This window comes from Flavobacteriaceae bacterium GSB9 (assembly GCA_022749295.1).
GTDB lineage: Bacteria > Bacteroidota > Bacteroidia > Flavobacteriales > Flavobacteriaceae > Flavisericum.
The window spans coordinates 2,778,576-2,802,033 of record CP062007.1 but is presented as its reverse complement, the minus strand read 5'-3'; the positions used below and the strand labels follow the sequence as shown (position 1 = coordinate 2,802,033).

Here is a 23,458-nt window from a genome sequence, read left to right as displayed (position 1 = left end):
TTAACGTTTTTATAACAATTCCACAAAACACATCGGTTTTATAGAATTAATGAAATTCGTGAAAATGACCATTTACAGACCTCGATTTTTTAGAAATTCTCAGTTTACACTTTGTCGATTTGCGGAGAATAAAAAGTTGCCATTACAAACAAGCGAACCACTATCTTACAATTTTAAAAGGAAAAACTATAAAATAAAATCTGACGACCAAACAATGACTTTAATTGCTAAAATTTACCGTAAGCAATCTTAAAATAAATAAGTAGAAATGCCGAAACAATAGTGATACTGTTGGCGAAAATCATAGACGGACTGTGAGTTAAAAACCCATAAATTAACCATGCTAAAACCCCAATAAAAAACATTAAAAGCATGGGTAAGGATAGCGACGAAACATCTTTGGTTTTCCAAGTTTTGTAAACCTGAGGCAAAAAAGCCGCGGTAGTTAATACCGCAGCTATAAAACCAATAATTTCTATATAATTACCCAACAATATTCACAATTTTACCAGGAACTACAATAACTTTCTTGGGTGTTCTGCCCTGCAATTGGTCTAGTGTTTTTTCGTTGGCCAATACCGTTTTTTCGATGTCTTCTTTGCTCATGTCTAAAGGCAACTCTAACGTAAAACGCATTTTACCGTTGAAGGAGATCGGGTAGTTTTTACTACTCTCCACCAAATGGCTTTCATCAAATTTTGGGAATTTTGCGGTTGAAATACTCTCGTTGTGCCCCAACTGGCTCCATAGCTCTTCGGCTATATGCGGCGCATACGGAGAAATCAAAACCAACAGAGGTTCTAAAATGTCTTTTGAAGTACACTTTTGAGATGTTAATTCGTTTACCGCAATCATAAAAGTAGAAACTGAGGTATTGAATGAAAAATTCTCGATATCTTCCTGAACCTTTTTAATGGTTTTGTGCAAGGTTTTTAAGCTGTCTTTACTTGGCTCGGCATCGGTAACTTTTAGTCCATTGTCGCCCACATATAATTTCCAAAGTTTTTTAAGAAACGAATGCACACCCGTTATACCAGCCGTATTCCAAGGTTTGTATTGCTCTAAAGGCCCAAGGAACATTTCGTAAAGACGCAAACTATCGGCGCCGTATTGTTGACATATTTCATCGGGGTTAACCACGTTGTATTTAGATTTGGACATTTTTTCAACTTCGCGGCCAACTTTATAAATATCATTATCGTTTTTTATATTTTTCCCAGTCTCTCCTATAAAAATAGCTTCTTGATAATCTTCACCAAACTCTTCATCAGCCTTTAAGCCTCTAATATCCAATTCGTCAGAAGAATTAACATACTTCACCTTAACATGGATTGGGTGAACTTTATTTAAATCAATATTTACATGGACTAACTTACCCTTATCTAAATTAACCTCTTGAAATTCATCCCTTATAAAGTTATTGAAATCTATCAGCTCATTCGTCGAATTCTTTAAGGAATCTAATTTTCCTAATGAAACAAAAACATTAAATTTATTTAATTGCCCCTTTATATCATCTCCTTTGACTTCAAAACCAAAACTTCCTAAATCAACTCTATAAATAAAAGCACTCGTCCCCAAAATCATCCCTTGGTTAATCAGTTTTTTGGCAAACTCATCAACAGGTACTTGACCTTTATCGAACAAGAATTTTTGCCAAAATCGCGAGTATAGCAAATGCCCTGTGGCGTGCTCGCTACCGCCAATGTATAAATCGACATCTTTCCAGTAGTTTAAAGCCTCTGGGCTTGCAAACGATTCGTTGTTATTGGCATCCATGTAACGGTTAAAATACCATGAACTACCCGCCCAACCCGGCATGGTGTTCAACTCTAACGGAAACACGGTTTTATGGTCTATCAAATCGTTCGAAACGACGTCGTTTTTCTCCGTATCCCAAGCCCAAACGGTGGCGTTGCCTAATGGTGGTTCGCCCGTTTCGGTAGGTAAATATTTTTCAACCTCGGGCAATTTAATCGGCAAATGTTGCTCATCAATCATTTGTGGCATGCCATTTACATAGTACACTGGAAATGGCTCCCCCCAGTAACGTTGGCGGCTAAAAACAGCATCGCGCAAGCGATAATTGGTTTTTCCTTGGCCTTGTCCTAATTTTTCCAATTCGAAAATAACACGCTTGGTGGCTTTTTTATGGTTGAGCCCATTAAGGAAATCACTATTGGCAATAATGGTATTTTCTTTATCGGCAAAAGCTTCTTTTGAAATATCGACACCCTCAAAAATATTAGGAATTGGGATGTTGAAATGTTTTGCAAAATCGTAATCACGTTGGTCGCCACTAGGCACACTCATTACCGCTCCGGTACCGTAGCCCGCCAATACGTAATCGCCAATCCAAATCGGAATTGGTTCTTTAGTAAACGGATGCTCGGCATAAGCCCCTGTAAAGGCACCTGTAATAGTTTTTACATCTGCCATACGCTCACGTTCACTGCGTTTTGCGGTCGCTTCAATGTAGGCTTCAACTTCGGCTTTTTGTTCGGACGTTGTAATTTTAGATACTAAGTCGTGTTCTGGTGCCAGAGTCATAAAACTCACACCGAAAATAGTATCCGGACGCGTAGTGAACACTTCAATCACTTCATCGTGATTTTTTACATTAAAAGTTACAGTAGCACCAACCGATTTCCCAATCCAGTTGCGTTGACTTTCCTTTAACGAATCGGTCCAATCTATTTTTTCCAAACCTTGCAACAAGCGCTCGGCATAAGCCGAAATACGCATGCTCCATTGGGTCATTTTTTTACGCACTACAGGGTGGCCACCACGCTCAGACACACCGTTAACAATTTCATCGTTTGCTAAAACCGTTCCTAGTGCGGGGCACCAGTTTACTTCGGTTTCCGCCAAGTAGGTTAAACGGTATTGGAGTAGTATTTCTTGTTTTTTAACATCGTCGAAAATATTCCAATCCGATGCGGTAAAAAATTCCACATCGTCATCGCAAGCCGCATTGACGTTAGCATTACCTTCAACTTCAAATAACTTTATAAGTTCTGAAATATCTTCAGCCTTATCGCTTTTATAATTATACCACGAGTTGAACAATTGGATAAAAATCCACTGTGTCCACTTATAATAGCTCGGGTCTGATGTACGAACTTCACGACTCCAATCGAAAGAAAAACCAATTTGGTCCAACTGGCGGCGGTAGGTTTTTATATTATCGGCCGTTGTAATGGCTGGGTGCTGTCCCGTTTGAATAGCATATTGCTCGGCAGGCAAACCAAAACTGTCGTAGCCTTGTGGGTGCAATACGTTAAAGCCTTGGTGGCGTTTGTAGCGCGCATAAATATCAGAAGCAATATACCCTAACGGATGCCCCACATGCAACCCCGCACCACTGGGGTATGGAAACATATCCAGTACATAATACTTAGGTTTATCGCTATTATTTTCGGCTTTGAATGTTTGGTTTTCGGCCCAATACTTTTGCCACTTGGCTTCTATTTCGTTGAAATTGTAATTCATCGTATTTTATTAAAAATAATGCTGTCATCACGAAAGAGGTACAACTACGGCAATCTTTTGAATACAACGACTGAATTCATAATATTTCCACATCTCACTTCGACTATGTTCAGTATGCCTAATTCGCAATGACGAATAAAAGCGCAAATTTACGGTTTCTAAAGAAAAACGGAAGAAGTTTACAACATTATATGATATCATTTTTTATATCTGGAAATAATGTGGTTTAATTTAAGTTTTAATTACGTGGCAATTTGTAATTTCACAGCCTAAATCCTCCCTAATTTTGATAAAAAACACCACCAAAGCCCATTTGGCACTTTTAGGCGCTAATATCATTTATGGTGCTAATTATCTCGTTGCCAAAGGGGTTATGCCCAATAAAATTGGCCCAACAGCTTTTGTATTTGTCAGGCTAACATGCTGCGTGTTGCTCTTTTGGGCTGTAAAATTCTTGTTTGTTAAAGAGAAAGTTGAAAAGAAAGACTTTGTAACACTAGCCCTTTGCGGACTTTTTGGAGGCGCGGCCAACCAAATGCTATTTTTTCATGGCATTAACCTAACATCACCAATCGACGCATCGATAATTACCACCGCCACACCAGTAATTGTATTGGTTTTTAGTTTTTTTATTTTACAAGAACGTATCACAAAGAACAAGGTTATTGGTATCGCCATGGCTGGAATTGGCGCTATATTCCTAATCTTATACGGCAACAAAGCCGATGGCAATAGCTCCTTTTTGGGCAACCTTTTTATTTTACTAAACGCCAGCAGCTATGGCCTTTATTTGGTATTGGCCAAAACCCTTATGAAAAAATACCATGCCATTACTGTGGTTAGTTGGATCTTTTTATTTGGCTTTATTTATGTTTTCCCTTTTGGAATTAACGATTTGCTTAAAACAAATTTTGAAGCCTTTACACTGCACACCTACCTCACCATTGGTTACGTAGTAATATTCACGACGTTTTTTGCTTACCTGTTTAACATTTACGCACTTAACTATTTACCGCCATCGGTAACCAGTAGTTATGTGTATTTACAACCTGTGGTTAGTTTTATTTTAGTGAGTATAGTGGCCTACGTTTTTATGAACCACGCTTACGCGGAAGACATCAACCTAATTAAGATTTTAAGTTGTGTTGTAGTAGCAGTTGGTGTTTATATCATCAGTAAACCCGGAAAACCGAGAACGGGAAACCAGCCAACAACTTAAAACATGTAGCCTAAGGACAACTGAAACACACCGTTGTTAACATCTGGGTTTTCACCAACTGCAGTTATGCCGTAACTGTATCTGGCTTGAGCAAACCACGATTTGGTAAAGTTGACACCCAGACCTGCATTTAATGCTAAATCGAAAGTATTGGCATCGGTATCGTAATCTGGAACATCGTCCATTTGAAACTTGGCAGTATCGTTAATTAAAAGCCCAAATTGAGGCCCTACATCTAAACTAAAACCATCAACAATATAAAATTTTGCCATTACTGGAAGTGACACATAATCCAACTGAAACGTAACAAGATTTTCTTCTTCAGCACCAGCTCTCGAATAGAGCAATTCGGGTTGCAACGCAAAATTCTCACTCAATTTTACTTCAGCCAAAACACCTGCATGAAATCCAATTAAACTATTTCTATCAATATTACTATCCGAACGGTTTCCATAAAACGTAGCGACATTCATCCCGGATTTAGCTCCAAAATCAATGCTCTGAGCTTGGGCTGTTATAAAAATTAAAAATGTAGTGATTAAGCCTAAAAATAAATTTTTGCTCATAACTCTGTAAACTTTCTGATTAATATTAGCCCTATTTTTCAACAATTATGCCAACCTTAAATTAAGACTTAAAGCTATACAACAATTTTAAATAATCCTAGTTATATAATGTTATTAGTTAATTAGTTATTTCGCTTATCTTTTTATTATTTTTACGTCCGAAACCAAAATACTTTTATGAGCTCATCTTTTGAAAAACACCAAAAACGCAGACTAATTTCATCGTACTTTTCAGTAGTGCTTAGTATTGCGTTAGTTTTGTTTTTATTAGGACTATTGGGCATGCTGGTATTGAACGCAAAAAAGGTTTCAGATCATTTTAAGGAGCAAGTAGTGCTTACCATTTATTTAAAAGACTCTGCCAAAGAAGTTGAAATCAATCAGCTTGAAAAAAGTTTGGCGATGGCCGAATATGTAAAATCCACAGAGTATGTTTCAAAAGAGAAAGCAGCCGAATTCATGAAAGCCGAAAACGGTGAGGACTTTATGGATTTTGTGGGTTACAACCCGCTTCAAAACTCTATTGACGTACACCTAAAAGCCGATTTTGTAACCTCGGGGCATTTGGAAAAAATATCGGAAGAAGCCAACGCTAAAAACTTTGTTGACGAAGTGACTTACGACAACGACCTTGTAAACCTTATGAACGATAATGTTAAAAAAATCAGTTTTTGGGTGTTGGTCATTAGTGGGATTTTCACACTGATAGCGGTTTTGCTCATTAACAGTTCTATACGTTTATCGGTTTACTCTAAACGCTTTACCATAAAAACCATGCAAATGGTGGGTGCCACCAAGCAGTTTATTCGTCGACCGTTCGTTTGGAAAAGTGTACGTTTGGGCATTATCGGCGCCATTCTAGCCCTAATAGGCATGGCCATTGTGTTGTATTATGTTAACAGAACCTTCCCTGAACTAGGGCTTTTAAACACCCCTGTTTTAGTCGTTGGCCTGTTTGTCTTTGTGTTTGCTTTGGGCATTGTTATTACCTGGATAAGCACCCATTTTGCTACGCAACGCTTTTTAAATTTACGTACCGATGAGCTTTACTACTAACTATTATTGACTATTGACTATTGACTATTGACTATTGAAAAAAGTATAATTTACAATCACGTTAACAATGCTTTTTAAATATTTCTGTTAATTTGCAGCACTAGCATTAAAACTATGGGAGAACAAAAACGAAAAGAAGAAGCCAAACCAACTTTTGTATTTGGAAAGAAAAACTACAAATTCATGTTTATAGGTCTGGCCGTTATTGCGCTTGGCTTTATTTTAATGGCCGGCGGTGGTAGCGACGACCCTAACATTTTTAACCCCGAAATTTTTAGCTGGCGCCGTATTCGTTTGGCACCCATGTTGGTTTTAATAGGTTTTGGTTTTGAAATTTACGCTATTCTTTTAAATCCGGATAAATAAACGCACTCAAAAGATTTTTTTCGCGAATTCTTCAGTCATTTTTTTAACATAATCATAACTGTTCGCTAAAGCATCATCAAAGTTTTTGGAATAGTTTACAACGACATCGGTATAGTTAATTCCTAGCTTTTCCATTTCGGATTTACTCAAATCAATAGCACCACAAAGTGCCGCTATTTTTATGTGTTTCGCTTTCGCGGAAGCCAAAACACCATTAATCGTTTTTCCAGACAAAGTTTGTTTATCTAACTTACCTTCTCCTGTTATAATCCAATCGCAACCCGTTATTTTGGAATCGAAATCAGCCAATTCTTTAATGAGTTGAATGCCCGGTTTTAATTCGCCATTTAAAAACACTTTTGATGCGTAACCCATACCGCCTGCAGCACCAGCTCCGCTTACCAACTGCTCATCAACCTTGAATTGTGACTCCATGATTTTTGAAAAGCTTTGCAAACCTTTGTCCAGCATTTTAACGTCTTCTGCCGTCGCGCCTTTTTGTGGCGCATACACATAAGCCGCACCGTTTTTTCCATACAACGGATTGGTTACATCGCAGGCTATTTTAAACTTTACATCATACAATCTTGAATGCACATCAGACTTTTCAACCGAAGCCACTTTTGATAAATTGGTTCCAATTGGTTTGAGCTCTTTGCCCATTTTATCTAAAAACCTATACCCCAAAGCAGTAGCCATACCCATACCACAATCATTTGTGGCACTTCCGCCAAGTCCTAAAAAAATGGTTTTTGCTCCTTTTTCCAAGGCATCAACAATCATGTCGCCCGTACCCAAAGTAGTAGCGTTTTTGCAGTCTAATTCATGGGGCTTCAATAATTTCACCCCAGAAGCTTCGGCCATTTCAATAAACGCTGTTTTTGAATCTTCAGCATATAAATACATGACCTTTATGGGCTTAAAAAAGGGGTTGCTAACTTTAACCTTAACCGTGCTCCCTTTTAAATAAAAATTAGCCACTTCTAGCGTGCCATCGCCACCATCCGCCAAGGGCAACTTTAAAATTTCCAAGTCTGAATTTATGTTTAACAAGCCCGCTTCAACCGAATTACAAAACTGCAATCCGGTTAACGAACCTTTAAACTTATCGGGAGCAATACCTATTTTCATTCCTATAGTTTAACAATCCTAAAATAACATTTATAATTTACCTGATAACAAAACCATTTGTGTTGGTATTTTAATATTTTTGCCCCATGGAAATAATTGACGCAATCATCCTTGGTATTATTCAGGGTCTTACTGAGTTTTTGCCCGTGTCCTCCAGCGGCCACTTAGAATTGGGCAAAGCCATTTTGGGTGGTCATTCGGTTCCGGAAGAAAGCCTTCTTTTTACAGTCGTTTTACATTTCGCGACAGCCTTGAGTACCATCGTTGTTTTTAGAAAAGATATTTTCAATTTAATTGTTGGCGCCTTAAAATTTAAGTGGAATGACGATTTACAGTTTATCTCTAAAATTGCAGTTTCGATGATTCCGGCCGTTATTATTGGCTTGTTTTTTGAAGAACAACTAGAGGCACTTTTTGGCGGCAATATTTTTTTAGTGGGCTGTATGCTTTTAATAACCGCTGTTTTACTTTTTCTTGCAGACAAAGCAAAAAACACTAACAAAAAAGTGTCGTTTTCTAACGCATTTGTTATTGGCATTTCGCAAGCCATAGCCATGCTGCCCGGTATTTCGCGCTCTGGCGCTACTATTTCCACCTCTGTTTTACTAGGAAACGATAAAACCAAAGCGGCACGTTTTTCGTTCTTAATGGTAGTCCCATTAATTTTTGGTAAAATAGCCAAAGATGTTTTAAGTGGCGAATTGAGTTACGATAGCGGTAACTTTACCGCACTATCTATTGGATTTATAGCGGCATTCGTTGCAGGACTTTTTGCCTGTACCTGGATGATTGCTTTAGTAAGAAAAAGCAAGCTTACCTATTTTGCAGTTTATTGCGCAATTGTAGGCCTTATCGCGATTATATTTACTTTTTTTAATTAATATGCTAACTGCTGAAGATTATCTTTCCGGACAGGTTTTGCTCATTGATAAACCTTTAAATTGGACCTCCTTCCAGGTGGTTAACAAATTGCGCTGGGAACTCAAGCAAGCCTTCAAACTCAAAAAAATAAAGGTAGGCCATGCTGGGACGTTAGACCCACTTGCAACTGGCCTTTTAGTGATTTGTACTGGAAAAATGACCAAACAAATCAACACCTTTCAAGCACAGATTAAAGAATACACAGGCACTTTTACTATAGGCAGTACTACACCGTCTTTTGATTTAGAAACCGAAATAGACAAAACCTTCCCAACGGAGCATATTACGGAAGACTTAATCCACAAAGCTACAAAGCAGTTTATTGGTGATATCGAACAATTCCCACCAGTATTTTCAGCTATAAAAAAAGACGGAAAACGCCTTTATGAATTTGCCAGAGCGGGCGAATCGGTGGAAATAAAATCACGCACCGTTAATATTTCAGAATTTGAAATCACTCAAATTAATGGTCAAAATATTGACTTCAGAGTAGTTTGCAGCAAAGGCACTTACATACGGTCTTTAGCCAACGATTTTGGCAAAGCCTTGCAATCTGGCGCTCATTTATCAGCACTTCGGCGAACCAAAATTGGTGCCTTTGATGTTGGCAACGCTGTCTCTATTGAGGCCTTTACAAATACACTTAAAGGCTAAATTGGGTATTTTTACGTATATTTACTGAACCCAAATTTAATAACTAAGATTTGCACCTAACAAATCAACATAGAGCCTTACTTATAACTTTTCTAATTTCTGGAACAGTTGTTCTTTCTATCTTTAATATTGGACTTAAAAAACACAGTGAATTTATTTCAGAAAGCTACTATGTTATTGAACCCGAAAAAGACCCCACAGAAGAAGAGTTAAAACAACTTGAAGCTTTAGAAAATGCGAATAAAGCTAAGGCTGAAACCAACAAAGCTTTTAATGAAGCCCAAGAAAACAAACGTTTTGCGCAAGCTTTTAAACGTATTGCTCCTCCTGAAGATTACATACCAAAAAGCAGTGATTTTTCTGAAAACAGCCTAACCGCCAAAAGAGATTATACGCTTCCAGACAACTCTAAATTAAACCAAGATGCCTTATCACAATTCAATAAAGCCAACGAAGTTTTAAAAAAACAATTGGCCGAGAACAACAACCATAAAAGCACTATCAGTTATTCGTTGGCTAACCGAAAAAAGATTTACATACCTATACCTGTTTATCTATGTGAGGTAGATGGAAAAATAGTTGTAAATGTTAAGGTTAACAACCAAGGCAATGTTACAGATGCCTATTTGAATACATCGTCGAACTCAAATAATGAATGCTTAATTGAGCATGCCATAGAATATGCCAAGCAGTCTAAATTTAATGCCGACGCATCTAAAAGCAGCCAATTAGGTTCTATTACTTTTAATTTTATTGGCAAACGCTAGGCTCTAACCTACAGAGCATTTCAGTAACATCGGTAAGTACGTTTTGCCCCTTGTCTTTATTGTACCAATGCTGCAAGTCTTCTTTAAACTCTGGTGTTAATTTTCCGTATTTAGCTTTAAAACGATTTACATAAGACGTCGCCTCACTTGGTCGCGGGCCATAGGTGTTTAAAACCGCATTCGTTTCATTGTCTATAATAATAACTTTAGGCACAGACTGTGCTCCGTTGGTCAAAAAGGCATCCATCAATTCGGGATTTTCATCACGTAGCACCACTTTAACATCAATGTTATCATTCAATTCGGCAATTTTATTAATCGCTGGCAATACATGTGCTGCGTCGCCACACCAACTTTCACTAATAACCAACCACGTTGTAGGGTGATTAAATTCGGCAATTTTTTTCTGCATACTTTTAGCCACCTTAATGGTTTTATCCCAACGCTTCATGCGGCGATCGTTAAGCTTGGTGAAATTAATTCTGTCTTTTGTCTTCTCCAAACCCGTGGTAGATTTTTCATCAACCAATCGTTTCATTAATTCTCTATAGGACTGATACGACAAACCGCGTTCTAAACTTGATTGTATTAAAGCATTCATAAATAGTATTTTTTATCGGACAATATGATAAGCTCAAAATTAAGGGCTTAACATTTCAATTCAGATGATATTTGTCATACTTTTACTTTAAAACTTTCTAAATATTATGGAAGCAAAACACAGATGCGGATGGTGCGTTGGCGATGCCCTTTACGAAACCTATCACGACCAAGAATGGGGTGTACCCATTTATGACGACAATACCATTTTTGAATTTTTAATTTTAGAAACATTCCAAGCGGGCTTAAGCTGGATTACCGTATTGCGGAAACGCGAAAATTTCAGAAAAGCATTTGATGATTTTGAATATAAAAAGATTGCCAATTACAACCCAAAAAAATTAGACACGTTACTTGAAGACACTGGCATTATAAGAAACAAACTTAAAGTGAAAGCTACCGTTACCAATGCACAAGCCTTTATAAAAATACAAGAGGAATTTGGTTCTTTCAGCAATTATATTTGGGGTTTTGTTGATGGGAAACCTATAAAAAACGCTTTAAAAAACTACCAAAACGCACCAGCCAATACACCTTTAAGTGATGCCATTAGCAAGGATTTAAAAAAACGGGGGTTTAAATTCGTGGGGTCCACTGTTATTTACGCCCATATGCAAGCCACTGGCATGGTAAACGACCATGAAGTAGATTGTTTTAGATACGAAGAAGTTAACGCACTAAGCCAATAAAGAATTTTTTTGAAACGAACCATCCCCAACACAGAGCATCAAGGAACTCTTTTGATTAAAACTTCACCTAAGAGGCTTATTAAAATCTGGAGGTATTGATTTTAGAGCTTCATCTAAATTTATATAATCATCTAAATCACTTATAGAGATTACTTTAAAATCATGGTCATTTAAATACTGAAGGTGTTCCTCAAATAATTTTGGCGGAGTATTGACCCATGGGTGTTCTAAGTCGGGCACACCATGTACTGTTATAACCACAATATTTCCATTTTTTGCTTGATTGAAGGCATTTTGAATATCATCTTTGTTATCTGACTGCATTGCCCAACTCGGTATTAAATACGGGTGATCAACCAATGGATTATACGGCCTGTCTCCTCCTGCTCTGGCATACTTATAATTAAGTTTACTTAGGATTTGCAAAGACGTTTCATTCAAGCGATAAGCAGGATAAGCAAACGATTTTGGTTTTTTAATGCCCACAGAATCACATCTCTGCTCGATGGCTTTTATTTGCTCAATAGCCTCCTGCTTAGAAATTTGATTCATCTTTTTATGGGAAAGCGTATGGTTCCCGATTTCAAACCCATCTTCCGACAACTTTTTCACCTTTGCCCAAGTCATGTACATCGTACTGTCTTTGTAATTTGGTGGAAACTCACACATAAAAAAGGTGGCTTTAAAATTGAACTTTTTTAACAAGGGCGCCACAACCGAATATTGACTTTCGCAACCATCATCGAAGGTTAAAACAACCAGCTTATCTGGTATTTTATGCTTTAAAATTTGCGAGTACCCCGAAAAGTAAAGTAGAATCAGAAATACAAAGGTTGTAGTTTTTTTCATATAATTTTAACATTTCGTATCTTTCAAATAAGTAATAAATATATCTCTTGAAATCTCTTCGGCTCCTAAACTTTCTAAATGCTTGGTATAAAGCTGGCAATCAATCAGTTTGTAATTACTATTTTCAATAAAGGTAATAAAACCCAATTTACTGGCATTGCTTACTTTTGCAAACATACTTTCGCCGCAAAACACACCGTTTTTTAAATCAATACCGTAAAGCCCGCCAACTAATTCACTCCCTTCCCAAACCTCAACAGATTTAGCGTAACCCCTTTCGTGTAGTTCATTATAGGCCTTAATCATACTTTCGGTTATCCAGGTACCATCTTGCCCAGATCGTTTTATTTTAGAGCATTCGGAAATCACTTCGTTAAACACCTTATTAACAGTAACTTCAAACTTTTTAGCCTTAATAACCTGTTTCATACTTTTTGAAATTTTAAGCTTTTCTGGAAAAAGCACAAAACGTGGGTTTGGTGACCACCATAAAATAGGGCTTTCGTTCTCAAACCATGGAAAAATACCCGACTTATAAGCTAAAATTAATCTTTCAATCGATAAATCGCCACCAACGGCCAGCAAACCATCGGCCGTGGCTTGGTTAACATCTGGAAACCAAATTTTCTGTGTTAAGTAATGCATGGTTTATAAAAATAAAAAAACCTCAACATTTTAAATTAACGTTGAGGTTTTTAATTGTTTTAAAGTTTTTACGGCTAGCTAAACTTTAAATATTCATTTTTAAAACGGCAAATCGTCGTGCTCATCTTCATTTAAGTCGCCAGCAGGCTCAAAAGCATCAGCTGGTGGCACTGGTGGCACATTACCCGCAGCAGATTCTGGTTGCAAGGCTTCAATTCTCCACCCTTGGATAGAGTTAAAGTACTTTGTTTCTCCTTGTGGATTTACCCACTCTCTACCTCGTAAGTTGATATTTATCTTTACTTGCTGCCCCACTTGGTAATTGTTCAACAATTCTGTTTTATCTTGAACAAACTCTATCATAATATGCTGTGGGTATTGCTCTTCTGTTGTTACTACAATTTCTCTTTTTCTAAAACCATTGTTTCCAAAAGTTTGGGTTTCTCCAATCAATTTTACTCTTCCTTGAACTTCCATGTATTCTATTTTTATTCTTTATTAATACTCCTTTTCTTTTTACGACAACAATATCTTCCAGGCACTATCAACATCGCCAAAACTTAGATAATTGCGTGCTAATTTATGTTTTTGTCGGTGCGTTGCCGTTTTTATATCGGGGTAACGCTTACTTAAACCTTCTATAAAAGCTTTTACGCTCTTGGCTGTTGGCAGCGCTTCTACATTTCCCAACATCCCTAAATCATTGCCGGTTAAAACCATGCTGTTTTTCACATGGTCTGGAAAGTTATCTACTCCAACACCTAATGTTGACAACGGCTTTGGTATTTGAAAAAAACCTTTTTTTGAACGGCTGTAATAACTGCCTCCTGCTCTGGCAACCAAATCTAATTTGATTTGATCTATATTTTCACTTTCATCTAAAACCCCATCGTCAATATGCAGCTTTACAACTTCGCAAACCACTAAATTTCCTGCACCGCCCTCGGTTCCTAACTTTATAACATCGTTCACTTTACATTCAAACTGAACAGGCGATTCGGCCACCCTAAAGGGCTTTACAATATCAGATTTAAGCATGGTAAAACCAGCCTTCTCAAATTCGTTAACACCTTCCGGATATTCTGTACTGCTCAACGACATTTGGTACACCATATCGTAGCTCACCATGTTAATGACAACTTCTTTTGTTGCTTCAACGTTTTGCAGCGTATGCTTTACAGTGTTATTTCTAACCCTTCGCGCCGGCGAAAACACCAGAATAGGCGGATTGGCACTAAACACATTAAAAAAGCTAAATGGCGATAAATTTGGGGTTCCATGAACATCAACCGTGCTGGCAAAGGCGATGGGCCTAGGCGCAACCGTACTTAACAAATAACCGTGTAATTTACTGGTTGATAAGTGCTTTGGATCAATTGACACCATAAAACTTTTTAATAAACAACAAATGTAACCAAACTATAACGCATCTAAAAACCGATTTACTAACAACTTGAACAATAATATTAACAGATTTGCATTATATTACCGATTAAAATTTATTTATCCATGTTTTTCTCAAAACATAGCAGCGCCGTTAAGTGGATTATTATTGCTGCATCTTTTGCTATCGTTTCCCTTATTTTATGGAAAACTTACGAGTTTTTTCAGCATTTTAAAGACGAAGAGCGCACCAAAATGGAAAATTGGTCGTTTGCCCAAACCGAATTCGTCAATGCCGAAACCAACACCAACTTAAAACTGACCTTAAAAATATTGAACAGCAATACATCTACGCCTATGTTGGTAATAGACCAAGATGGTAACTTGAGCCTCTCCAACAATATTGATGAAAAAAAATTAAAGGACAAACAGTCGATACAGAAAATTATAGAGACCTTTAAAAGCGAAAACAAACCCATAGACATCATGTTTGAGGGAGAGATTTATTCGACAATATATTATGGCAATTCTCCGCTTCTAAACAAACTTAAATATTACCCAATGGCCTTATTGCTTATCGTGTTTCTTTTTGGGGCTGTAATTTTCTTTTTTTATAGTAGCAACAAAAACGCAACACAAAACAAGCTTTGGTCTGGTATGGCAAAAGAAACGGCCCACCAAATAGGAACCCCTTTATCGTCTTTAATTGGCTGGACCGAAATTTTAAAAACTGAAAATGTGAGTTCTGATTATATCTCAGAAATGGAAAAAGATATCGACCGACTTAAAACCATAACAGAACGTTTTAGCAAAATTGGGTCTTTACCAACCCTTGAAATTGCCGATATTGTAGAAGAAACCATAGACTCATACGACTACCTAAAAGCCCGATCATCTAAACTTATAACTTTTGAAATCATCAAACCCAATGATGAAATTCCAGTAAAACTCAACAAGCAATTATATAGTTGGTGTATTGAAAATCTTGTGAAAAATGCCATCGACGCCATGAAAGGTCGTGGTAAGCTTACCATCGAAATTTCGCAACTGGAAAGCGATGTAAAAATAACTGTAAAAGACACTGGAAAAGGTATCAATAAAAATGATTTCAATAAGATTTTTGAGCCTGGGTTTACCACTAAAAAACGTGGTTGGGGTTTAGGGCTATCACTAACCAAACGGATTATTGAAGATTTCCATAAAGGAAAAATAAGTGTTCTTGAGTCTGAAAAAGACAAAGGCACGACCATACAAATAAACCTAAAACGCGCGCACAATTATGACTGAAAAGTTTATTGATCACAAAGCCGTTATTTTAAAAAACAATTGCCCGCAATGCTACAGCAACGACGGACTGCGTTTAAGTTTCAAACAAAGGGTTGTTGAAACGGCTTTATACAAATCTATAACGCCAGAGATTCAACACGAATTAGCCTGTAAAACCTGTAATTCTATTATTTATCCCGTACAATGGACCGACGATATTGAACGCGTAGTAGCATATCAAAAAAGAGCGTTCACACCCCAAAAAACCTCAACACATTTTAAAAAAACAATGTGGCTGGTTATAGCTGTGACGGTCCTGTTAAGTGTTATTATTGTTCTATCAATATTTTACACCGAACTATAGTTGTGATTTTATGGCATTCGCAATGTCGTGAAATTCAGCATCTGTTAGCTGCTCTTTTTTTATAAAGCGAGCATCCTCCATAGATTGCAATGGAATAAGATGCACATGCGCATGTGGCACTTCCAGACCTATAACCGAAACGCCAACACGATTACAAGGCACCGCTTTTTCTATAGCCATAGCCACTTTTCTGGAAAAAGCCATGAGCCCTATATAGGTCGCTTCGTCTAAATCGAAAATTTTATCGACCTTTTTCTTCGGAATACACAATGTATGTCCTTTAGCGTTTGGGTTTATATCTAAAAACGCAAAAAAATCATCTGTTTCTGCAATTTTGTAACACGGAATGTCGCCGTTAATGATTTTAGTGAATATTGAAGCCATAGTATTTTTATTTTTTTTGATGCACCTATTATAAAGATAAAAGATTCCAAGTAAAATTAACCAGGAATCTTCTAAAAGGAATTAAATATTTTTTTGAAAACATATGGTTTCCAAAAGGAAACGTTTATCTTGAAATTTCGATAATATCGAATTTCATAACACCATTGGGCACTTTTATTTCGGCAACATCGCCAACAGATTTACCTAAAAGCCCTTTACCAATAGGCGAATTTACCGATATCTTACCCGATTTTAAATCGGCTTCACTCTCGGCCACCAAGGTGTAATTCATTTCCATGCCATTGGTTTGATTTTTTATTTTTACGGTTGATAAGACCAAAACTTTTGAGGTGTCTAACTGCGACTCATCTATTAACCGCGCATTAGAAAGCGTTTCTTCTAGTTTAGAAATCTTCATTTCCAATAGGCCTTGCGCCTCCTTGGCGGCATCGTATTCTGCATTCTCACTCAAATCGCCTTTATCCCTGGCCTCAGCGATAGCTTGAGAGGCTTTGGGACGTTCCACATCTTTTAGATGGTTAAGCTCACTTCTTAATTTTTTTAATCCTTCTGCTGTGTAGTATGATACTTTACTCATATCTTCATCGTTTTACTTAATAAAAAGAGGCCGAAAAACTTCAAATAAATAGCAAGAAGTCATCAGCACAAAAAAAATCTCGTACATACGAGATTTATATTACAAATATACAAAATTTTTATGTCGGTTTACTTTTTATGTTAAATTGCAAGCCTATTTTATGAGAACTATAACATATTTTTTCTACCTAGCCTGCTTTGGCCTTTTATGGTCTTGTAGCAGCAATGTTGTTGACGATAAAAACTGCAGGTTTTTATTGGATATTAACGTAAACCTAAGCATCGACCTTAGTTTACCAGCATATAGCCAACTGCAATTTGCAGGTAATTCGGTTTATATTCCCAATGTTGGTAACGCTGGCATTATTGTAGCCAGTACTGGTGTTGATTTTTATGCTTGGGACGCCAGCGACCCCAACCATGCACCAAGCGAATGTTCGGCTTTAGTGCCCTCTGGACTTAACGGCACTTGTGGTTGTGGCGACGGCAACACTTATAATTTTGTCACCGGGACACCTGATGGCAATGCTGGTTTACGGTGTCCTTTAAGAAATTACAGAATAGAACGAAGCGGCAATATTTTAACGATTTATAACTAAAGAGAAAGGCTGCCTTAAAAGTTTTTGTTTTGTCAATCTGAACTCGTTTCAGATTCTTAATACAAACTGAACACCTGATGATTGAGATTCTGAAACGAGTTCAGAATGACATATTTTCATGCTTTTAAGACAACCTCATTTTTCTGTAAAGTTGGTATTTTAAAACTTCAACGTTGCACCCACTAGAAAATTCGTGGTGGCTTGCGGATAATAACCTGCATAATACCCAGTTGTTATACCAGACGGGCTTGATGCATCCTCATAATCATAAGAACCGAAATAACCATTGGAAACATACTCTTTATTGAAAACATTATTAACCAAACCAGACAAAACAATCGATTTAAATATCTTTTTAGGTTTAATTTCATAGTTCACATTAAAATCGCTTACAAAATAGCCATCAAGTTTTGAGTCTTCATTATCTGTGTTCCCCATGTACTGCTCTCCAACATATTTACTTAAAAACGAAATTTGCAATCTTTCAGCTGGATAAAAATTAAGCGCGTTGCCCGCAACAATACTTGGTGAAAATGAAATATTGGTGTTTCCTAAGTCAACCACTTCACCATTTATGGATGAATTAAAATCCCTGTTTTTATTCCTACTTAACGCAATGTTAGTAGACGTTCCAAATGCTTTACAAAATTGAATGGCGGCATCAACTTCCAAACCTAACCTATAACTTTTTCCACTAGTTGCCCTGATGGGACTTCCAACATCATCTAATTCGCCTGTTAACACCAATTGATTTTGGTAAAACATATAGTATAAGTTGGTATTTAAACTAACATTGTTGTTTCGGTATCGCCAACCCAATTCAATATCGTTAAGAGTTTCGTTTTCCGTTACACCAGCTTTAAAATCATCGCGATTGGGTTCTCTATTGGCTCGGGCATACGAGGTATAAAAACTACTGAAATCTGAACTCTTATAAGTCAGACCTAATTTAGGATTGAAAAAACTAAAATCGGCATCGGTTTTAAATTCAATCCTATCCGAATTTAAGCCATTAGTTTTATAGCTAACAAACCGGCCTTGCAAGTCAATAAAACCGGTAAGTTTTTCATCCAACTTAATGGTTGCCTTCGAAAATACACTAAAATCGTTTTTTGTGGCATCACCATTATAATACCGGTCTCGAATACTTGTATTTTCTGCTAAATCACTTCCCCAAATCACTTCTCCGAAATGATCTCCAGTGTAACTGCTCATCGACAATCCAGAAATAATTTCCAAACCAGTATTTTTATACGTTACGTTGGCATTTAAAACATAAAAATTGTTATCAAGCCATCGGCGTACAATAACATCAGACCCTTCTTCTATTAGGTTATTAAAATTTTCCGCACTTTCTTCTGGTTTATATTGCTCAAAATAGCCTTTGCCTTTTGTGTAATTCAAACCTAAATTGGTGGACCAATTATTATTAAAACGCTGGTTCCAATGTAATTGGTAATGGTCTTGCCAATAGTTATCGGTTTCGTTATCGTAAGTGTATGGGTTTTGGCGGCGGTCTTCCTCCAATTCCTCAGCCGTTAAACCGTACCAAGCTTGATAGGTATATTCTTTATTTCCAAATGCCAAAGCTTTGATGAGTGTATTCCCATCTTTATAGACACCTTGCAGGAAATATGATTTTAAATCGGTAAAAGCACGATCAACATAACCATCTGAATCAATTTTTGAAAAGCGGCCTGAAACCTCAAAGTGGTCGTTCAATAAGCCTGTACCTAATTTAACAGTATGCTTACGGGTACCGTAACTCCCAAAGCTATTAGAAATTTCTCCGTAAGCATCCTGCGAAACGGCATCAGTAAGTACATTTAAACTGGCACCAAAAGCCCCAGAACCATTAGTTGATGTGCCAACACCGCGCTGCAATTGTAAACTTTGGGTTGAGGATGCAAAATCGCCCAAATTAACCCAAAAGGTTCCTTGGCTTTCGGGATCATTGTAAGGAATTCCATTAATGGTTACATTAACACGTGTAGCATCGGTTCCACGCACCCTAATACCCGTGTAACCTATACCTGCTCCTGCATCACTAGTGGTTACCACCGATGGCAAATAGTTTAATAAAATGGGAATATCCTGCCCCAAATTACGCTTTGCCAACTCTTCTTTTGAAACATTGGTATGTGTAATGGGCGAATCGGCATCTACCCTAACCGCTTTAACCAATACTTCATCTAGATTTTCAGTTTTGGTTGAATCGCTTTTAACTTGATTTTCTTGCGCAGTAGCACTGACTGAAATTAACAGAACCAAGATGACAGCAAGTTTTAGCTTACTGGATTCCTGTCTTCGCAGGAATGACAAATTTTTGAATAAATTTTTCATTACGATTATGAATTTATAATCGAATAAAAAGAGGTAATTATTCTTTGTTGTTATTGATTTTTTGAAATAATTTCGGAAAGGTTGCTTTACTATTGAAAACCCTACTGTTAAACACGATATTATTTCTAAAACGGCGATTATCGCCTCCCTAAACAGCATTACCTGTTCTAGGTTCCATGGGTATGATCTCAGCCAAATACTGGCACCCCTTTATGAGAACGGGGCAAAGGTAAAAACCAATTAGTTAATTGCCATAAATATTTTCAATTATTTTAATCGGCTTGGGGTGGTTTCCTATTTTCTTTTTTTTGTGATTGATACCGCTTGTTTTTTAAACGTTTTCGAATTGCCGATTTTGGTGCTTTTGTTGGTTTTCGGGGTTTTGGAGTCGTTAAATTCGATTTTATTAAGTTTAAAAAGCGAACAATAACCAAGTTTTTGTTTCTGTACTGGCTTCGGCTTTCTCCACATTGCAGTATTAATACACTATCATTGGTAAGTCTGTTTTTTAGTTTTTTTTGAAGTCTGTTTTTTTGTGCTTCACTTAACTCTTTTGAGGTATTCAAATCAAACGACAGTTCTACCTTTGTTGAGGTTTTATTTACATGTTGCCCACCACTGCCCGAGCTTCTAACCGCCTTAAATGTTAATTCTTTTATTAAATGTTCTGCATTAAACATACCTAATTAAACTTGATGCGCAGGTTTAAGTAAATCGTTTACCGTTTTAACGGGGTTAAAGGTTTCAACAGGCACTTCAACAAAAATGGAATTCCAATGTGCCATACTACCATTCCATAAGCCGGGTAGTTCCAATGCCTGAATATCTGTGCCATTTTGTGTTTTCATTGTAATAAAAGCAGCATCTGGATCTACATATTTTGTAAGATCAAACTTTTTACCTTTATAGTTTTTAACGGCACATACCAAATCGGTTGGATTAAAATGCGTGGCTTTGTAAACAAGTTCTTGTTGTCCTTTTTTACTGAAGTTTATCTGCGCAAATTCAACAATTTGCAACGAAACTTTTCCGTCTTTATCTTTTACCCAAAACGGCCCTCCTCCAGGTTCACCTTCATTTTTAACCATCCCACAAACGCGCATGGGCCTGTTTAGCTTTTGTTTTAAAAATTCTGCTTTTTCTTCAATGCTAAAACCCTCAACTTCAGCTGGGATAGACACATTTAATCGGTATCGTAAAAATAAAAGCATGATTTTTAAATCGGTATCCTCAATATCACCTTGATCGAGCTTGTTTAAATACGAAAACACCGTTTCTTGAGCCTCTAGTAGTACTCCCGCTAAAAGTTTTTTGTATTTTGAAATTTCAATGTTCCGCTCGGCAACTACAATGTTGTCTATATTTTTTATAAAAATGAAATCACTTTCCAGATCATTTAAATTTTCCAACAGTGCGCCATGACCTGCAGGTCTAAATAAAATTGAACCATCACTTTTCCTGTAAACCTCATCATTTGTAGTCAAAGCTACCGTTTCGGTCGCCTCTTTTTGATAAGAAAACGACACGTTAAAAGTGGTTTTTGTTCGCTGCTCGAGGTCGCCTTTTATTTTCCTAAATTCTTTATTGAAATACTCATGATGCTTTTCAGACACTGTAAAATGAAGATTTGCTTGACCATTTGACGAAGCATAAAGCGTTGATTCAAACAAATGTTCTTGAAAGGCTGTAATTGCTTTACTATCGTATTTATGAAATGGCAGCAAGCCTTTTGGCAGGAAACTATAATTCAAACCATCGTCGTCTAACATGGTTTTTACAAACTCATAATATTTTTCAGAATCACTTAAGCCATCTAAATCTGGTGTGGTTCCCTTTAGTTTTAAAATGACTTCCTCATAGAACGGAAAGTCTTTTAGTTTTGTTATAAAAGTTTCAATTAAGGTATCGTTACGTTGCTCTGCATAGCGTTCTATGGTATCTTTCTTGGGGTTAAAATGTTTTAAAAATTGAAATAAAAATTTAAACATTCTTGTGGCCGCTCCAGATGCCGGTACAAATTTTAAGAGATTAAGCTGGTCTTTTTTCTCCTCAAAAGTTTTAATAAACCCATCTGTATCAGAATCATTATAACGCTCAATACCTTTACCAATAGTGGCGGCAGACAATAAGCTTGAAAACGACATGCCATCTTTTATACGATTAACTTGATCATTAACCTCATCTATCGAAATACCCTTATCCCTTATTTGCTTTATATCCTTATCGGAAAACATTTTTTTACTTTTTTAATAATTGATCTATATATTTCACCGCTGTATTAAAACGCTCCTCTTTGTTTCCTTTTAAAAGCACATACGGCCTTTTAGCTTTTATTAATTCGTTTTGAAAAGCCTCAAACATTTTATCGCGCTGCAATGGTCTGTCGCGAATATCATCTGCCTCCCAAGGGGTGTCAATATAGGTTAAAAAATACATATTGTAAGTATTTAGCAACGCATACTTTTTTAAAATAGGATGACATATACCAGAATAGAACACCTCGGAGTAAACTTTGGTTTCCAACAAATCGGTATCACAAATTAAAACACTATTAGTGGCATTAGCCAATTCATTTTCAAGTTTTATTTGTCCTTGCGCAATGGGCAACAAATCCTGAAGTTGACAGGTTTCTCTTTTATTATCCCATTTATTTTGAAGGTATTCTCGAGCATATTCTGGCACCCAAACCGAATTATAGTGTTTGGCTAATTGCCTTGATATCGTGGTTTTTCCAGTTGATTCAGGCCCGAACAAAACTACTTTTATGCAGTTTGCAGGTTGTTGTTTAAAGTTTTCTTCCATGCCTTATATCCATAAATTGCAATAATGGTAAATAATAGATACTGAATAGATGTAAAAACTAAACCTTTATAGAAGTACAAAGGCACAGAAATAATGTCTCCAATAATCCAAAATATCCAATTTTCAAGCTTCTTTTTAGCCATAAGCCACATACCAAGAAAAAACAATCCTGTTGTAAATGTGTCTATATAGGCAACCCAACCTGTCCATTTATCAAACCATTGATAAACTGAAAACACAAAAAGAAGTGTGGTCAGAAATATAACGACCAAAACTTTTTTTTCAGTTAATGAGGTCCTGGCGATTGGAGTTAGATGGGTTTCATCTATTTTACGGGTCCATACATACCATCCGTAAATACTCATAACAAAATAATAAGCATTAATCAACATATCACCCAAAAGACCGTAAACCCACAAAATATATACAAAAATCGCGGTACTGATGATACCGGTTGGATAGACCAATATATTTTCTTCTTTAGAGAACCAAACACTTAAAAAGCCAAAAAGTACTCCTATTGACTCTAAAAAAACAATATGTGTTGGCACACCTTGGTACTGTGAAAAAATCCAATCGAAAATAGAACCCATAACTTTTATAATCGGTTTAATGGCAAAATTTGGCACACAAAACTAACATTTTATTAGCCATGGAAGAACAGGATGGTATTATTTTGATTTATAATTATTTTTACTTTTTAAAAAAAGAAAATGAAAAAAAACTATCTCTCTCAAACCACAGCTTCAAAAATTCTCATTTTTT

At 36.7% G+C, this 23,458-nt stretch carries 26 protein-coding genes; 10 read left to right on the top strand and 16 right to left on the bottom strand.

The genetic code is table 11. The annotated features are described in order from the left end of the window. Positions 1-227: 227 nt before the first annotated feature. Both GSB9_02469 and GSB9_02468 read right to left on the bottom strand, forming a co-directional pair. The gene (locus GSB9_02469; protein UKM65898.1) at positions 228-494 is read right to left on the bottom strand and encodes a SemiSWEET transporter; all 267 of its coding nucleotides are present in this window, start codon (positions 492-494) and stop codon (positions 228-230) included. Then, positions 484-3,492, bottom strand: coding sequence for a leucine--tRNA ligase (locus GSB9_02468; GenBank protein ID UKM65897.1), 3,009 nt, complete (start codon positions 3,490-3,492; stop codon positions 484-486). Before GSB9_02468 ends, GSB9_02469 begins: the two co-directional genes overlap by 11 nt. A 286-nt stretch (positions 3,493-3,778) precedes the next feature. On the opposite strand from GSB9_02468, the gene GSB9_02467 reads away from it, so the two are divergent. Further along, entirely contained in the window at positions 3,779-4,711 is a 933-nt protein-coding gene (locus GSB9_02467) for a DMT family transporter (protein ID UKM65896.1), read from the top strand. Here GSB9_02467 and GSB9_02466 read toward each other — a convergent pair. Continuing rightward, the gene (locus GSB9_02466) at positions 4,708-5,277 is read right to left on the bottom strand and encodes a PorT family protein (GenBank protein ID UKM65895.2); all 570 of its coding nucleotides are present in this window, start codon (positions 5,275-5,277) and stop codon (positions 4,708-4,710) included. The two genes, GSB9_02467 and GSB9_02466, sit on opposite strands and share 4 nt — an antisense overlap. 177 nt (positions 5,278-5,454) lie before the next feature. Between GSB9_02466 and GSB9_02465 the strand changes: the two genes are divergently transcribed. Together GSB9_02465 and GSB9_02464 are read left to right on the top strand one after the other, a co-directional pair. Next, on the top strand, positions 5,455-6,333 hold the full coding sequence (locus GSB9_02465) for a permease-like cell division protein FtsX (GenBank protein UKM65894.1): 879 nt from the start codon (positions 5,455-5,457) through the stop codon (positions 6,331-6,333). A 114-nt stretch (positions 6,334-6,447) separates the two neighbouring features. Then, positions 6,448-6,699 carry a DUF3098 domain-containing protein gene (locus GSB9_02464; protein ID UKM65893.1) on the top strand — a complete coding sequence of 84 codons (252 nt, stop codon included), beginning with the start codon at positions 6,448-6,450 and terminating at the stop codon, positions 6,697-6,699. 6 nt (positions 6,700-6,705) lie between these two features. Here GSB9_02464 and GSB9_02463 read toward each other — a convergent pair whose 3' ends face one another. Continuing rightward, positions 6,706-7,830 carry a glycerate kinase gene (locus GSB9_02463; protein ID UKM65892.1) on the bottom strand — a complete coding sequence of 375 codons (1,125 nt, stop codon included), beginning with the start codon at positions 7,828-7,830 and terminating at the stop codon, positions 6,706-6,708. A gap of 86 nt (positions 7,831-7,916) precedes the next feature. On the opposite strand from GSB9_02463, the gene GSB9_02462 reads away from it, so the two are divergent. From GSB9_02462 to GSB9_02460, 3 genes are read left to right on the top strand one after another with little or no spacing between them, the layout of a single operon-like run. After that, positions 7,917-8,711: an undecaprenyl-diphosphate phosphatase gene (locus GSB9_02462; GenBank protein UKM65891.1), complete on the top strand. Its 795-nt coding sequence runs from the start codon at positions 7,917-7,919 to the stop codon at positions 8,709-8,711. Between the two features lies 1 nt (position 8,712). Beyond that, a complete protein-coding gene (truB, locus tag GSB9_02461) occupies positions 8,713-9,405 on the top strand; it encodes a tRNA pseudouridine(55) synthase TruB (protein ID UKM65890.1) in 693 nt (230 codons plus the stop codon). A gap of 50 nt (positions 9,406-9,455) precedes the next feature. Further along, a complete protein-coding gene (locus GSB9_02460) occupies positions 9,456-10,172 on the top strand; it encodes an energy transducer TonB (GenBank protein ID UKM65889.1) in 717 nt (238 codons plus the stop codon). On the opposite strand, the gene GSB9_02459 is transcribed toward GSB9_02460, so the two are convergent. Continuing rightward, entirely contained in the window at positions 10,156-10,773 is a 618-nt protein-coding gene (locus GSB9_02459) for a thioredoxin family protein (protein ID UKM65888.1), read from the bottom strand. The two genes, GSB9_02460 and GSB9_02459, sit on opposite strands and share 17 nt — an antisense overlap. Positions 10,774-10,879: 106 nt before the next feature. Between GSB9_02459 and GSB9_02458 the strand changes: the two genes are divergently transcribed. Beyond that, entirely contained in the window at positions 10,880-11,461 is a 582-nt protein-coding gene (locus tag GSB9_02458; GenBank protein UKM65887.1) for a DNA-3-methyladenine glycosylase I, read from the top strand. Between the two features lie 63 nt (positions 11,462-11,524). Here GSB9_02458 and GSB9_02457 read toward each other — a convergent pair whose 3' ends face one another. The 4 genes from GSB9_02457 to GSB9_02454 form a co-directional block, all read right to left on the bottom strand. Beyond that, positions 11,525-12,310 carry a polysaccharide deacetylase family protein gene (locus GSB9_02457; protein UKM65886.1) on the bottom strand — a complete coding sequence of 262 codons (786 nt, stop codon included), beginning with the start codon at positions 12,308-12,310 and terminating at the stop codon, positions 11,525-11,527. Between the two features lie 6 nt (positions 12,311-12,316). Further along, positions 12,317-12,955 carry a leucyl/phenylalanyl-tRNA--protein transferase gene (aat, locus tag GSB9_02456; GenBank protein ID UKM65885.1) on the bottom strand — a complete coding sequence of 213 codons (639 nt, stop codon included), beginning with the start codon at positions 12,953-12,955 and terminating at the stop codon, positions 12,317-12,319. A 99-nt stretch (positions 12,956-13,054) separates the two neighbouring features. Then, positions 13,055-13,432 carry a DUF3127 domain-containing protein gene (locus GSB9_02455; protein ID UKM65884.1) on the bottom strand — a complete coding sequence of 126 codons (378 nt, stop codon included), beginning with the start codon at positions 13,430-13,432 and terminating at the stop codon, positions 13,055-13,057. A gap of 39 nt (positions 13,433-13,471) precedes the next feature. After that, on the bottom strand, positions 13,472-14,341 hold the full coding sequence (locus GSB9_02454; GenBank protein UKM65883.1) for a flavin reductase family protein: 870 nt from the start codon (positions 14,339-14,341) through the stop codon (positions 13,472-13,474). A 123-nt stretch (positions 14,342-14,464) separates the two neighbouring features. Here GSB9_02454 and GSB9_02453 point away from each other — a divergent pair, with 123 nt between their 5' ends. Together GSB9_02453 and GSB9_02452 are read left to right on the top strand one after the other, a co-directional pair. Next, the gene (locus GSB9_02453) at positions 14,465-15,625 is read left to right on the top strand and encodes a HAMP domain-containing histidine kinase (GenBank protein UKM65882.1); all 1,161 of its coding nucleotides are present in this window, start codon (positions 14,465-14,467) and stop codon (positions 15,623-15,625) included. Next, a complete protein-coding gene (locus GSB9_02452; GenBank protein UKM65881.1) occupies positions 15,618-15,968 on the top strand; it encodes a hypothetical protein in 351 nt (116 codons plus the stop codon). Before GSB9_02453 ends, GSB9_02452 begins: the two co-directional genes overlap by 8 nt. On the opposite strand, the gene GSB9_02451 is transcribed toward GSB9_02452, so the two are convergent. Continuing rightward, positions 15,963-16,352 (bottom strand): HIT family protein, encoded by a 390-nt coding sequence (locus GSB9_02451; GenBank protein UKM65880.1) that lies wholly within the window; start codon positions 16,350-16,352, stop codon positions 15,963-15,965. The two genes, GSB9_02452 and GSB9_02451, sit on opposite strands and share 6 nt — an antisense overlap. Before the next feature lie 124 nt (positions 16,353-16,476). After that, complete coding sequence (gene greA, locus GSB9_02450; GenBank protein UKM65879.1) at positions 16,477-16,950, bottom strand: transcription elongation factor GreA; 474 nt, start codon at positions 16,948-16,950, stop codon at positions 16,477-16,479. A gap of 160 nt (positions 16,951-17,110) precedes the next feature. On the opposite strand from greA, the gene GSB9_02449 reads away from it, so the two are divergent. Continuing rightward, positions 17,111-17,548: a hypothetical protein gene (locus GSB9_02449; protein UKM65878.1), complete on the top strand. Its 438-nt coding sequence runs from the start codon at positions 17,111-17,113 to the stop codon at positions 17,546-17,548. A gap of 159 nt (positions 17,549-17,707) precedes the next feature. Here GSB9_02449 and GSB9_02448 read toward each other — a convergent pair whose 3' ends face one another. The 5 genes from GSB9_02448 to pnuC form a co-directional block, all read right to left on the bottom strand. Next, a complete protein-coding gene (locus GSB9_02448; protein UKM65877.1) occupies positions 17,708-19,891 on the bottom strand; it encodes a TonB-dependent receptor in 2,184 nt (727 codons plus the stop codon). Positions 19,892-20,163: 272 nt separating this feature from the next. Next, the gene (gene arfB, locus GSB9_02447; GenBank protein ID UKM65876.1) at positions 20,164-20,571 is read right to left on the bottom strand and encodes an aminoacyl-tRNA hydrolase; all 408 of its coding nucleotides are present in this window, start codon (positions 20,569-20,571) and stop codon (positions 20,164-20,166) included. Positions 20,572-20,577: 6 nt separating this feature from the next. Then, positions 20,578-22,125 (bottom strand): DUF4301 family protein, encoded by a 1,548-nt coding sequence (locus tag GSB9_02446; protein ID UKM65875.1) that lies wholly within the window; start codon positions 22,123-22,125, stop codon positions 20,578-20,580. Positions 22,126-22,129: 4 nt separating this feature from the next. After that, positions 22,130-22,693 (bottom strand): ATP-binding protein, encoded by a 564-nt coding sequence (locus GSB9_02445; protein ID UKM65874.1) that lies wholly within the window; start codon positions 22,691-22,693, stop codon positions 22,130-22,132. Further along, positions 22,654-23,286: a nicotinamide riboside transporter PnuC gene (gene pnuC / locus GSB9_02444; protein UKM65873.1), complete on the bottom strand. Its 633-nt coding sequence runs from the start codon at positions 23,284-23,286 to the stop codon at positions 22,654-22,656. The genes GSB9_02445 and pnuC overlap by 40 nt, the downstream gene beginning before the upstream one ends. Between the last annotated feature and the right edge of the window lie 172 nt (positions 23,287-23,458).